The following is a 13,479-nucleotide window of genomic DNA, read 5'->3' on the forward strand; positions in this document are numbered from 1 at the left end:
GTTGCAACTGGCGCAAATCAAACTTCCCTGATGATTGTCTTATTTTGAGCCATCAAAGTCAGCAATTACAGGCAGAAATAATGAAAATAAAGCAATTTTTGCAGTTCTTAACCCAGCAATTGACTAACTGGCGGCGACAGTACAAAGGACTACGCCGTAAGGGAAAGTTAATGAGAAGTCCCAAAAGCAAAACCCATAGAAGGGAACTTTTAAGGACTATCCTGAAGAATATAATCTTATTTTTATCAAAAACCAACGATAAAAGCGAGCGCCGAAAACAAGGAAGAGCGCTCCAGTCAAAAACAAAATCGGTCAAAACTAAGAGTAGTATTTATGTAGTCTGTTTAGATTGGCTGCATGAACAGCGTTCCTTGGTAATTTTAGCGATCGCTTTAGTGTCCCTCACTGGCGTTATGGGGCATAAATTATACAACCAAACTCAACTCCAAGTAGGAAATCCCGCGCCCCAAACGATTACAGCGCCTTACACAGCTAGCATCGAAGATCAAAAAAAAACAGAATCACAGCGCCAAGCCGTTAGTCAAACATCCTTACAAGTGTTGATGGTTGATGCGCGAATGAACCAACAAATCAACGAAAATTTGCAACAACTTCTAGATAATGGCAACGAAATTCGCGCCGTTGCTGGAGCTTTTCCTTTTTTTGATCCTATAGTTTTGTCCATCTCTACCCAGCGTTACCTCCGTTCTTGTCCTGAGTCGGAATGGCAAGTACTGCTAGTAGCTGTAGAAAATACTAAAAATCAGCATAAGAAAGGAACAGGACAAACCGCCGCCTCATCCCGTCGATCATCTATAGCTGCACCCAATCAGACACCAACGCCACAGAAGACAAAGCCTGTTGATTTTTCTCAAAACACTGACTTTACTCAAGCAGTAGCAGAACTAGAATCTTACCGCGTCACACCTTCTGAGAAAAACTTGTCTTTAGTGATTGCCCAAATTTCCCAAGCACGCGAAAGATACACCCAAGCCACTGCCAAACTTTTACAGTTAGAGAGTGTTACCCCAGAGGTAGTATACGAGGAATCCCTACTTTTGGATTTGTCAGATGGGGAATGGGAAAAAACACAAATGGGAATCCATCAGAGTGCAGAGCGGATTCTCACCCAAGGCATCCCACAAGGACTGCCAAAAAATATCTTACAGGATGCGGTGAGTTTACAATTGCAGTCCTTTGTACCAGAATCCGCCGAATCTTTGGCAAAGAACCTGTTGTTAGCTGTACTCAAGCCGAATCTGCAAAAAGATGAAGAACAAACCAGACAATATGCTCAAAAGGCTGCTGCTGGAGTGCCACCCGTGATGGTGAAGGTACGGTATGGCCAGGTGATTGTCAGAAAAGGAGCGCAGATTACTGCATGGAACTTTAAGGTGCTGGAGCATTATCACCTAGTTCGCCGGGAGGTAAAATGGCATTCCTTAGTGAAGTTAGCAGGTGTTATTGCGATCGCCATTGGCATTTTTGTCTGGGTAGAACGGCATATCGATTACGAATTGCGACAACGCGATCGCTTATTGGTGTTATTGCTGACTTTGAGTGTGCCAGGGTTGGTAACGATGGGATTGCCTTATACCACCTGGAGCGCCCTTGGTTTATTGTTGGGAAGCTTCTATGGCCCCATTTTGGGGTTGACAGTTGTTGGACTGCTGTTACCGATATTAGCTATTAGCTTGGATATAAGCAAGGCTGCGCTTTTAGCTGGTGTAGGGGGAGGAATATTAGGTAGTTACATAGCGCAACGATTGCGATCGCGTGAAGAATTAGCATTATTGGGTGTTGCGATCGCTTTAACTCAGGGCGGCATTTATCTGGTTGTTAAAATCTTAATTGGTCAAGCATTTGGTTCAACTTGGTATATCGTCCTCCGAGAAGCCGGATTGTTTGCTTTATCCGGTTTAGCCTGGAGTGTTGTAGCTTTAGGGTTGAGTCCTTATTTAGAAAAAGTTTTTGATTTAGTCACTCCCATCCGTTTAGCGGAGTTGGCGAACCCTAATCGCCCTTTATTAAAAAGACTCGCTACTGAAACTCCTGGAACTTTTCAGCATACGCTGCTTGTGGCTACCCTTGCCGAAGCTGCTGCCAAACAACTAGGATGCAATGTTGAACTAGTCAGGGCTGGAACATTATATCACGATATTGGCAAAATGCACGACCCTCTTGGCTTTATTGAAAATCAAATGGGGGGGCCGAATAAACATGATACAGAGATTAAAGACCCTTGGAAGAGTGCAGAAATTATTAAAAAGCACGTAACTGAAGGGTTGGTGATGGCGCGTAAACACCTTTTGCCGACAGCAATTCAAGCTTTTATTCCAGAGCATCAGGGAACAATGCTGATTGCCTATTTCCATCATCAAGCCCAGCAAATGGCTCAAGAAGATCCAAGTTTAACAGTAGACGACGCAGATTTTCGCTACGATGGCCCGATTCCCCAATCACGGGAAACCGGAATTGTCATGTTAGCAGATTCTTGCGAAGCGGCGCTGCGATCGCTCGAAGCATCAAGTTCGGGTAAGCGTGTAGGAGAGAAGCGATCGCTCAAAGATGTTTCGACTGAACAAGCTTTAACAATGCTAAATAATATTCTGCGTGCCAAATGGCAAGACAATCAACTTGTAGATTCAGGATTAACACGAGAAGAAATGTCAAAAATTGCCCAGATATTTGTAGATGTTTGGCAGCAATTTCATCACAAACGGATTGCTTATCCTAAGTTGAAGGCTAGTGGCGCTGTGCGGAATTCGTAATTAAGAAACTTAGGTTTAACTCAATTCCGTGGGTTTAAGTCCCCCGGTTCAATAAAAATTTTGTTTTGTGTTGGGGTTAAATCCCCATTACAAAACAAAATTTACGAATTACGAATTACGAATTACGAATTATTTTAATCTGGGTTGCCAAACTTATTCTGTAGCGTTCTTTTCGAGAACAGGTTCCATATTCTGAGCTTATACCACAATACGCTTGGGTTAGCGCCAAAAACTTTTCAGGACTTACGTAAAAACTCTCTGAAACTCTTATTTATTTGTGACGGCAGTCGCTACAACGGGGGGAAAATACGCAAGGCGCTGCCTCTTTTTTGCGCCCTTCTAGTGCGTCCGCTGCGCGAACGTGGTTCGTTTTTCTTAATATGATATTACGCATTGACAAGAAATACCAAATATAGCTCAATACAGTTCAGTTAAGGCTTGATCCTCCCTAACCCTCCTTAAAAAGGAGGGAACTAAGTCCCCCTTTTGAAGGGGGGTTGGGGGGATCTTCCGAGGTCAAAGATCACTAACTGAACTGTATTGAAATATAGCTCAAGTTTAAAAACCATATCTTTCGTAAGGGCACAGCATTGCTCATTGGTGTCAACTTAAGCTAAAAATAGCAAAACTTTCGGCTTGACTCAACCGCCTAGAACTAAAGTTCTTTGGCTTTTAGCTAAAGTCTACTGAAGTAGACTAAAGATTTTTGGCTATATTTAGTCATCAACAGAAGACTTTCGCTAAAAGCCAAGGAACTTCAGTTCCTTGCGGGACATAGCTTTTACGTTAAGTTTACACCTATGAGCATTGCTGTGCCCCTACAGCATGGTCTATTTACGATCGCAGGATAATTAAGAAAAGCCTAAAAAACCTATTTTAGGTAATTCACATCACGATGCATTTGTACAGTGCGTAAGTCCTATTAATTTTGGGTAAGTTAAGAAATTTAAATGTAGTAGGGTGCGTTGTCGCGCAGCGCAACGCACTATCAACAATTCTCCCGCCTACGGCATAACACACCCTACTTCCTACTGATATCATGTCCGCATAAATAGTTATGCTAACCACGATCATTACACCCCATCCCCAACCCCTCCTCGCTTGCGGGGAGGGCAGGGTGGTTTCATACAAGCAGAGAAAAACTAAAACTGGGTTTCAAAGCCTCTCTCCGCTTCGGGGAGAGGAATGGAAGTGGGGTAAAAAGCTATGTCACAAAACGAGAAATCAAGACTTATGTATTTTTCTTTTTTCGTATGAAACCACCCTGCTCCTCGCTTGCGGGGAGGGGAGACAAAGCACAGCTTTGGCGGGGTGGGGTTCTTCGGGTTTAATAAGTAATCAAGCGGACATGATATGACTATCAGGGTTTGTGTGAAATGGTATTAAACTTTGGTGTTCCAAGCTTGGAGTTTGATGTTCCGAACTCGAAGTTTGGTGTTCCAAGCTTGGAGTTTGGTGTTCCAAGCTTGGAGTTTGATGTTCCGAACTCGGAGTTTGGTGTTTGGAACTCGAAGTTTGCTGTTTGGAACTCAAAGTTTGCTGTTTGGAACTCGAAGTTTGCTGTTTGGAACTCAAAGTTTGATGTTCCGAACTCGAAGTTTGGTGTTTGGAACTCGAAGTTTGCTGTTTAGAACTCAAAGTTTGGTGTTCCAAGCCAACTACGCTTGGATAATAAAATCAGATGCCTTGAGAATTGGCGCACCAGTTAGAGTCACAAATAGACCACCGCTGCCGAAACCAGCCGTGCTGCCATTTTCGTTGTAGAACAACTGCCCACTCACAGGATCATAGACAATTGTCGCCGTGCTAGTCCCCCCTGAAGAAGTGATTTCAAAATCACTCTCGTTACTAAAACCTATTCCCGCAACAGAAGTAATTGTATTAAAGGTAGCCTTATCCAGTACAATCTTGTCACTTTGTGTAGTGGCTGCAAAAAATACACCGTAGAATCCACTAATACTATCTAGACCAACATCAGTGCTGTTAAAAGCAGCACTGGTGTTGTAAAGGAATCTGTCAACACCCTCACCACCGATGAGGGTATCATTGCCAGCACCACCAATGAGGGTATCATTGCCAGCACCACCGATGAGGGTATCATTACCAGTTCCACCCCGCAGCAAATCATTGCCACTATTGCCGTGGATGATGTCATCACCTCCCTGACCATTAATCACATCGCCGGAGTCCTTAAAACCCGTAACATTATTGTTAAGGTCATTGAGGAATGTAACGGTGTTCGGGTTAAATAACTCAGTTTGAGTGGAGTTGGCATCGAAGGCATCAAAACTGTCAACGATGCCCCTCTGGTTATCAAACAGGATATTGCCAATAGCTGGGCTGGTATCAGATGCTGGTAAATTATTCAAGTTTTCTAACAGGAAGTTTTCTAGAATGATTTTGGTATTACTTGTATCTTCAAAAGTGACTTCTACATTGTTGCCATTTTGATTTAATTGCAGATTTTTAGCAGTCAATCCTAATCTAGTAAAATCCAAGGTATCAACTTCAGCAATTACCGCCGCTGATGGATTTGAAGTATCAACTTCAGCAATTACCGCCGCTGATGGATTTGAATCAATACCTACGCCGCCAAAGTCGGTTATGGTGTCGATGCCATCGCCTGTTGAGAAGATGAATTTGTCTCGACCACCATTACCAGTGAGCTTGTCGTTACCAGCTTTGCCCTCGATGATGTTGTTGTTGAATGTGCCGATGAGGACATCTGCATCAGGCGTGCCCGCGATCAATTTCCCGACAAAACCGAAAGTGGTGGTTGCCACTGCACTGGTGTTACTCAAATCTTGCCCGTCATCGACGACAAACTCAATTGTGGTGTTAACAGTGGTAGCTGTACTGTTGTAGGTAACGCTGCTGAGGACTTGTCGATAATTGGCAATCGTATCCGTGCCGCTAAGAGTGAGAGTGCCTGTCGTGGGGTTGTAGGTAGCGGTAATGTTGCCGATGGCAGTGGCATTGAGACTTTCGGCTGCGCCATTCAAGAGATTGGTAATGGTGATGGTGGCACCAGCTAGGGTAGTGTCGTTGTCGTCCAGGGTGAAGTTGCTATCGATGATGGAGACGGGAGTGCCGCTAAAGGTGGTGCTAAAATCAATACCCTGTGAGTTGCCGTTGAGGTCGAGAACGGGGGCGCGGTTGCCAAACACCACGTAGCTTTGCCCTGAGATGTTGTCGTTGGGGTCGGCAAAGGGTGCCCCGATAATCAGGTCGTCAATACCGTCGCCGTTGATATCTCCGGCACTGCTAACATTGCCTGAACGGTCATCTGGATTGATGCCGTTGATGGCAAAGCCATTTGTGCCGTTGAGGGTGGAGAGGTTGAGTTGGGCACCAAAACCCTCTTTGCTGCCAAACACCACGTAGCTTTGCCCTGAATTGTCGCCGTTGGGGTCGGCACCATTTGTCCCGATAATCAGGTCATCAATGCCGTCGCCGTTGATGTCTCCCGCACTGCTGACAGAGCCGCCCAACAAGCCGTCACCTTTATTGATGCCGTTGATGATGAAGCCGTTAGTGCCGTTGAGGGTGGAGAGGTTGAATTGGGCAGCAAAACTTTCGTTGCTGCCAAACACCACGTAGGTTTGCCCTGAATTGTCGCCGTTAGGGTCGGCAAAGGGTGCCCCAATAATCAGGTCATCAATACCGTCGCCGTTGATGTCTCCGGCACTGCTAACAGAGTAGCCTAAACGATCCTCTGGATTGATGCCGTTGATGGCAAAGCCCGACGTGCCGTTGAGGGTGGAGAGGTTGAATTGGACACCAAAACCCCCCTTGCTGCCAAACACCACGTAGCTTTGCCCTGAAAAGTCGTTGGGGTCGGCAAAGGGTGCCCCGATAATCAGGTCGTCAACACCGTCGCCGTTGATGTCTCCGGCACTGCTAACAGAGTTGCCTAAGGAGTTATCTTGATTGATGCCGTTGATGGCAAAGCCGTTAGTGCCGTCGAGGGTGGAGAGGTTGAATTGGGCAGCAGCAAAACTTTCCTTGCTGCCAAACACCACGTAGGTTTGCCCTGAAGAGCTGCCGTTGGGGGAGGCAAAGGGTGCCCCGATAATCACGTCGTCAATGCCGTCGCCGTTGATGTCTCCGGCACTGCTAACAGAATTGCCTAAGGAGTCATATTGATTGATGCCGTTGATAGCAAAGCCGTTAGTGCCGTTGAGGGTGGAGAGGTTGAATTGGGCAGCAAAACTTTCCTTGCTGCCAAACACCACGTAGGTTTGCCCTGAGGTGATGCCGTTGGGGGAGGCACCATCTGCCCCGATAATCAGGTCGTCTAGACCGTCGCCGTTGATGTCTCCGGCACTGCTAACAGAGTTGCCTGACAAGTCATTTGGATTGATGCCGTTGATGGCAAAGCCCGACGTGCCGTTGAGGGTGGAGAGGTAAAATTGGGCAGCAAAACTTTCCTTGCTGCCAAACACCACGTAGGTTTGCCCTGAGGAGCCGCCGTTGGGGTCGCCACCATCTGCCCCGATAATCAGGTCGTCTAGACCGTCGCCGTTGATGTCTCCGGCACTGCTAACATTGCCTGAACGGTCATTTGGATTGATGCCGTTGATGGCAAAGCCATTTGTGCCGTTGAGGTTAGATAAGTTGAAAACTGAATTTGCCATGAGTTCGTCCTTTTGTTTTGAGAACTAAAAATTTAAACAATTGAACTTAAAGTCAGAATGACTGTTGAGTGTTGACCTTTATAGGCAGTTCTTGCTCTTAGCAGTTCTTGCAGTCCGAGAAAGATTCTGGAATACAAGGTGTCAAAAGGGTCTCAGAGCAAGTAAATTTATTTATGCTCAAGGGAAAAATATTTATTTCGAGATGCGTTGCACGAGAAATAATGCGTCCACAGTCTAAGGCCCCTACTTTGAAGTATGGGGTTTCCCTCTGCTAAGAGCAAGAACTGCCCCCATGCCTCTTGTTGACAGTAAGCGGTCTACACGATAATGTATACTATCTTTTTGTAGAATTAATAAACAGGGGTCGCCACAGTGGTAAGTAGCTGGACAAAAATATTTACAGTCAGGAATTGTCATGTTAGCAGATTCTTGCGAAGCGGCGCTGCGATCGCTCGAAGCATCGGCTAAACCTTTGCCAGAGAAGCGATCGCTTAAAGATGTTTCAACTGAACAAGCTTTAACAATGCTAAATAATATTCTGCCTGCCAAATGGCAAGACAATCAACTCGTAGATTCAGGACTAAAACGGGAAGAGATGTCACAAATTGCTCAAATATTTGTGGATGTTTGGCAGCAATTTCATCACAAACGAATTGCTTATCCGAAGTTGAAGGCTAGTAACGCCGTGCGTAATTCGTAATTAAAGATTTCCAAAATTCTGAATTGTTATCTCCTAACTTATCAATCTTAAAACCTGAATAAATTATGCCTGCTATCACATTTACTGATAATGTTGTTAACATGTTTTTTAAAGTGCGATCGCAGTTTACCCTAAATCTATGCTGAGTGTCCCAAGCGATTGTAACTGGCACAATACGTAGGCAACCAAATCTTGATTTTCAATCAGCTTATACAGCATTGCTCGAAGGTAAGAAAGATTCAGAGGTATTGGCGATCGCAGCACAGGATGGTAGAGTCCTCGTGACCCATGATTGCCTTCGGCACGCTTCTCTACGAGAGGCTCTGCCAACGCGAACGTAAAACCATGCCTGCTGAGTTTGGTGAATTCATAATGTCAAAAACCAGTTCTGGAGTTTTAATTCTTTCCCAGAATTTGTCAGTCAGTGATGCAATTGAAGCACTCATCCTCGTTTGGGAAGCTTCTACTGCTGAGGAATGGGTCAATCAGATGATGTCTATCCCATTCTAAATAACAAGTCGTTGCGGCAAAACTACAGCTTTCGATGCGATCGCTTTATGGTGACGTGATCTACAACTATTACTGGTATTACTGGAAAAGAGTTTTCCCGATATTCAATTCCTAATTCCCAGTACATCGCACCCCAGCCAAAATGAAATTAACTGCTGCTTGAGTATGCTGCTCAATCATTTCTGGACTCAGCAGTTGCAAATCGGGTCTAGTATGCTTGATGTTTTCGTAAGCGTTGAAGTATAAATTACAAACCCCAATAATATGTAGGGTGGTGAGAAATGGATCGATCTGACGGAAACAACCTTCTGCCATCCCCCGCTCTAAAATCTTGATGAGATAGCTAAAATTTTCTTGCCAATTCCCCTGTTTGAAATACTTTCCCTGATTTTGGTTTGCTTCTTGAAACCAAAGCATCCCCCGGTGCGGGTGAGCAGCTTCATAAGCGATCGCTTCCTTGACTAGCACCTTCAACGCCTCCTCTGGTGGGAACTGATCTAGATTTAGCTGTTGAAACCCTTCGTGCATCTCCACCGCCGGACGTTGCAAAACAGCTTCATATAGTCCTTCCTTGCTCTGGAAATAGTAGTAAATCATCGCTGTGGTGACACCTGTACCTCTAGCGATCGCTTCTGTTCGCGCCCCTTGAAGTCCATTTCTAGCAAACTCCGCTTCCGCCGCATCGAGAATCTGCTTTTTCGTCACTTCTGCATCCCGCACCTGACGCGGCTTTTTAGCTGAGAATTTTGACTGCGTTGAACGACCCACGTTGCTCCATCATCATAACGAAAATATATTAACTAAAAAATTGGTTAGTAGTTGACATAGAAGATGAAATTTATTAAATTAATACTCACTAACTAAAAAATTAGTTAGTTATTTGCATAATTCAGCAATGTAGTAGCCAAAAATTAGCCGAGCAAATGCGCGGTTGTATTAGTTCGTCCATTGCAGACAAGACTTTAATTATCCCAATTTGCATTCAAAGGTAAGATGTCAGACAGATGACACACAACTTTTAACTTTCAAGATTGTGTGACGTTTTACTAACCCATCTACTGAACTTTAAATAAACAAATTATCAATATTTTGGAGGAAAAATGGAACCAATTTTACCTGGTGCGCCTTGGTTAATCGCGCATAAATCTACATTAAAAGTGAATAAACCGAATAAAATCACATTAAATGGACAGGATTATGTCATTTGGCAAAACCAAAAAGGCGAAGTGTTTGCCCTTGATAACATCTGTCCGCACATGCAAGCACCTTTATCAGACGGCTGGGTTTGTCAAGAGAGAGATACTATTACTTGCCCTTTTCATGCACTAGAATTTGATGGACAAGGCAGACTACAGCAAGGCGAAAGTAAGGACACTCAGCCAATTACCAAACCATTAAAGCTAATTATTAGCAATGATTGCATCTGGACTTATGCTGGATTTGAGCCAAGATTGCCCATCCCAGACTTGCATCAGAAAATTGTCGATGATTACGAGTTCATCGGAGTAACTGGGGACAAAAGTATCCAGGGTAATTTTTTGATTAATCTGATGGTTAACTATGACTATAACCACCAAAATGGTACTCATAAAGAACTATTTAAAATTACATCTTGTAATGTAAGTTCTTTTGAAGAAAAAGGATACTATGCCACAGTCAAACAAGAACTGACGAGAGCCAATAACACGCTAGGAGAAATTCTCAAAAATCCGATTTTGGGAATCTTCCCTAAAACTCTTACTAACAGACTCGAATACGCTTTTCCTTCTACTACAGCTTTTTTTGCGAAAACGCCTATTGGTGATATTGCTCAAATTCATATTCTCTACCCGGAAACAGAAAAAATCACCAAGACATTTATTTTGATGTATGCCAAAGTCGTCAATCCTTTGATGAAATTTCTGTTTAAAAATTCAGTTTTACAAGCAGCAGCTACTGTTATTGAACAGGATACAGGTGCAGTTGAAAGTTTGTATCCTCGGCAAAAACCAAAAATTAGATTGCCAAATGAAGAGATTATGTTCTACGCAGAAAAACTCTACCGCGAGTGGTAATTTGGATTTGCAAAACCTAATTACGTTTTACAATTAAGTAGATACTGTAGCTGATTACTGCTGGAGGTACTCAAATATGCGGCAGCTAAAATCCGCCGAGGAAATGCCTGGTAGCTATGGCTTACCCCTCTTGGGGGAGACTTTGGAAATATTTCAGGATTCAGAGTTGTATTTGTGGCGACGATTCCAGCAGTATGGTTCAGTTTTTAAGACGAGCGTCATGGGGCGTAAACGTGCTTATTTAATTGGCCCTGATGCTAATCGACTAGTACTGGTAGAACAGGCGGAACACATGTCATCGCGGATAGGGTGGTATTTCTTAGAATCAACATTTGGCAATAATATTTTATTACAAGATGGGGAAGAACATCGCCTAACTCGTCGCTTAATGTATCCAGCATTTCACGGAAAAGCGATCGCTACATATTTCGACACCATCCAAAATATTGTGCAAGACTTCCTCAAAGATTGGGGACAGAGAACGATTCCTTTAAATTCTAGTTTCCGCCAGCTTACCCTGATGGTTGCTACTCGCCTGTTTTTGGGAAGTCAGAACAAGAGCGAAGTTGAGCAAACTAGTCAGTGGTTTACACAACTGCTAGAGAGCAGTATGGCAATATTCAAATTGAATGTCCCTTTTACTTTATATAGTCGTGGTCAAAATGCTAGGGGTAAGTTAGTGACTTTCTTGCGTCAAGCGATTGCACAGCGTATCGAGCAAGGTAACTTAGAAGAATCAAAAGATGTTTTGGGATTGCTGCTAGCAGCTGTTGATGAAGACGACAATAAATTGAGCGAAGCACAGGTAATCAACGAAGCATTGCTATTGCTGTTTGCTGGACACGAGACGACAGCCTCCTTGCTCAGTTGGGTAATATTTGAATTAGGTAATCACCCAGAATGGCGATCGCGACTGCGTGAAGAACAATTAGCAGTTGTGGGAAATAATCCCCTTAACCTGTCCCATCTCAAACAACTTCCAGATTTAACCAACGTCTTAAAAGAAGTAGAACGGCTTTATCCGCCAGTGTATGCCTATAATCGTGGAGTCCTCAAAGATATTGAGTATGCAGGTTATCGCATCCCAGCAGGTTGGTTTGTGACTATCTCGCCGATGTTGACTCACCGTCTACCAGAACTGTATACCGATCCCGATCGCTTTGACCCCGATCGCTTTGCACCACCTCGTGAAGAAGATAAGAAACATCCTTTAGCACTAATGGGTTTTGGTTATGGTTCGCACAGATGTTTAGGGATGGAATTTGCCCAAATGGAAATGAAAATCGTGCTTTCCACACTGCTTCGCCATTATGACTGGACAGTAAAACCGGATTATTCTGCGATCGCTCCAATTTGTCAGCCTTCTAAAGTTAAAGATACTCTAGAAGCATATATTGAGCCTTTAGGTAGCAACCTAAGTCTTTAAAGTGACATAAAGTTCGATTTGTTCGATTTGGTGTATTAACCGAAAATTAAGCATAACTGCTACAACTTTCAAGCAGTGTTATACCGTTCAGTTTCTAGGGAATCCTATATTTGAAACTCTATAACACTTGTCAGCCAAGAGGTATGAAAATTACAGGAACAATCAGGGGTATCAGTATCAAACAAGGAAAAGTACCTTGTGGATTTATTGCTCCTGATACACCAATAGCAGGTCATGAAGGTAATATACTTTTTTTTGCAGATAAACTCATTGGGATCACTATTGAAGATTTAGAAAGAGGCAACTTAGTAGAATTCTGTGTCAAAGAATGGAATAGAAAAGATGGTACTATAGAAAAAATTGCTGACGAAGTTTAATAAAAGACTATATTCAGATGCTTTTGAAGAAGATGAACTATCTGCACACCTTGCAGTGATTGATAAAACTTGATTCTACTCTTTTATGACACTTACTCCAATTTCTAGACTGAGCTAGAAGATCATCTCCATAGATGGTGAACCTACTATGTTAACCAAGTGCTAGGCTACAGTTAGCAAGATTGAAAGGCAACTATGACTGCCCTGATTCTGAACCTCAGCCCCACCATTGAACTAACAGATGAGCAGTTCTTCCAACTGTGTCAAAATAATCGAGATTTGCGACTTGAGCGCACGGCAGAGGGAGAATTGATTATCATGCCACCAACTGGATGGGGAACCGGAAATCGGAATAGTAAACTGACACAGCGCTTAGGTAATTGGGCTGAGGTTGATGGTACAGGTTTGGCTTTTGACTCTTCTACAGGTTTCAAACTCCCTAATGGTGCAAACCGTTCTCCTGATGCGTCTTGGGTGAGCCGGGAGCGATTAGAAACCCTGAATCCAGACCCCGACACATTCCTATCCATCGCTCCAGATTTTGCGGTAGAATTACGCTCTGCTTCAGACAGCTTAAAGACTATGCAACAAAAAATGCAGGAGTATATTGACAACGGTGTGCGTTTAGGCTAGCTGATTGATCCGCAGAACCAACAGGTGGAAATTTATCGCCCAGGACAGGATGTCGAGGTTTTGCGTAGGCGTAGCCCGTCGGAGACATCGCCTACTAGCTTATCAGGAAAGGATGTATTGTCTGGGTTTGTGCTGGATTTGACGCAGATTTTGAGTTAAGCGGCTCCTTCAAAATTCGTAATTCGTAATTCGTAATTCGTAATGACGGTTGCGGACTCGCTACTGCTGCGCTAACGTAATTCGTACGTGAGTTCGACGGATAGAAAACGGCAAAAAGCTTGCTAGATATGAAACATGAGAACCTGGGCAGGTGTTGCGATCGCTAAGATTGATTGAGAATGAGCAAAAAAGGCACAAAAAAACGCGCCCGT

Annotated in this window: 9 protein-coding genes and 2 pseudogenes; 8 read left to right on the forward strand and 3 right to left on the reverse strand. The window is 43.7% G+C overall.

Going from position 1 to position 13,479, the window contains the following annotated elements:
• The first annotated feature begins 80 nt into the window (after nucleotides 1-80).
• Nucleotides 81-2,771, forward strand: a complete 2,691-nt coding sequence (locus LC653_RS24330; RefSeq protein ID WP_229497291.1) for an HD family phosphohydrolase — start codon at nucleotides 81-83, stop codon at nucleotides 2,769-2,771.
• Nucleotides 2,772-4,147: 1,376 nt separating this feature from the next.
• Entirely contained in the window at nucleotides 4,148-4,402 is a 255-nt protein-coding gene (locus LC653_RS24335; RefSeq protein ID WP_229497292.1) for a hypothetical protein, read from the forward strand.
• A gap of 27 nt (nucleotides 4,403-4,429) precedes the next feature.
• Here the strand turns inward: LC653_RS24335 and LC653_RS24345 are convergent, their stop codons facing one another.
• Complete coding sequence (locus tag LC653_RS24345) at nucleotides 4,430-7,408, reverse strand: hypothetical protein (protein WP_308189132.1); 2,979 nt, start codon at nucleotides 7,406-7,408, stop codon at nucleotides 4,430-4,432.
• Between the two features lie 400 nt (nucleotides 7,409-7,808).
• Between LC653_RS24345 and LC653_RS24350 the strand changes: the two are divergent.
• Nucleotides 7,809-8,108: pseudogene (locus tag LC653_RS24350) on the forward strand (phosphohydrolase); the annotation flags it as partial.
• Between the two features lie 126 nt (nucleotides 8,109-8,234).
• On the opposite strand, the gene LC653_RS47450 reads toward LC653_RS24350, so the two are convergent.
• Nucleotides 8,235-8,438 carry a hypothetical protein gene (locus LC653_RS47450; protein ID WP_372478217.1) on the reverse strand — a complete coding sequence of 68 codons (204 nt, stop codon included), beginning with the start codon at nucleotides 8,436-8,438 and terminating at the stop codon, nucleotides 8,235-8,237.
• A gap of 42 nt (nucleotides 8,439-8,480) precedes the next feature.
• On the opposite strand from LC653_RS47450, the gene LC653_RS24360 reads away from it, so the two are divergent.
• Entirely contained in the window at nucleotides 8,481-8,618 is a 138-nt protein-coding gene (locus LC653_RS24360) for a hypothetical protein (protein ID WP_229497295.1), read from the forward strand.
• Nucleotides 8,619-8,729: 111 nt separating this feature from the next.
• Here the strand turns inward: LC653_RS24360 and LC653_RS24365 are convergent, their stop codons facing one another.
• Nucleotides 8,730-9,386, reverse strand: a complete 657-nt coding sequence (locus LC653_RS24365) for a TetR/AcrR family transcriptional regulator (protein ID WP_229497296.1) — start codon at nucleotides 9,384-9,386, stop codon at nucleotides 8,730-8,732.
• 332 nt (nucleotides 9,387-9,718) lie between these two features.
• Here LC653_RS24365 and LC653_RS24370 point away from each other — a divergent pair, with 332 nt between their 5' ends.
• The 4 genes and pseudogenes from LC653_RS24370 (at nucleotide 9,719) to LC653_RS24385 (ending at nucleotide 13,267) form a co-directional block, all read left to right on the forward strand.
• Nucleotides 9,719-10,672, forward strand: a complete 954-nt coding sequence (locus LC653_RS24370; protein WP_229497297.1) for a Rieske 2Fe-2S domain-containing protein — start codon at nucleotides 9,719-9,721, stop codon at nucleotides 10,670-10,672.
• A gap of 76 nt (nucleotides 10,673-10,748) precedes the next feature.
• Complete coding sequence (locus tag LC653_RS24375; RefSeq protein ID WP_229497298.1) at nucleotides 10,749-12,098, forward strand: cytochrome P450; 1,350 nt, start codon at nucleotides 10,749-10,751, stop codon at nucleotides 12,096-12,098.
• A gap of 110 nt (nucleotides 12,099-12,208) precedes the next feature.
• A complete protein-coding gene (locus LC653_RS24380; RefSeq protein WP_229497299.1) occupies nucleotides 12,209-12,475 on the forward strand; it encodes a hypothetical protein in 267 nt (88 codons plus the stop codon).
• A gap of 195 nt (nucleotides 12,476-12,670) precedes the next feature.
• A pseudogene (locus tag LC653_RS24385) lies at nucleotides 12,671-13,267 on the forward strand (Uma2 family endonuclease).
• Nucleotides 13,268-13,479: the final 212 nt, after the last annotated feature.

The organism is Nostoc mirabile CHAB5784, from assembly GCF_020829645.1.
Lineage (GTDB): Bacteria > Cyanobacteriota > Cyanobacteriia > Cyanobacteriales > Nostocaceae > Nostoc > Nostoc mirabile.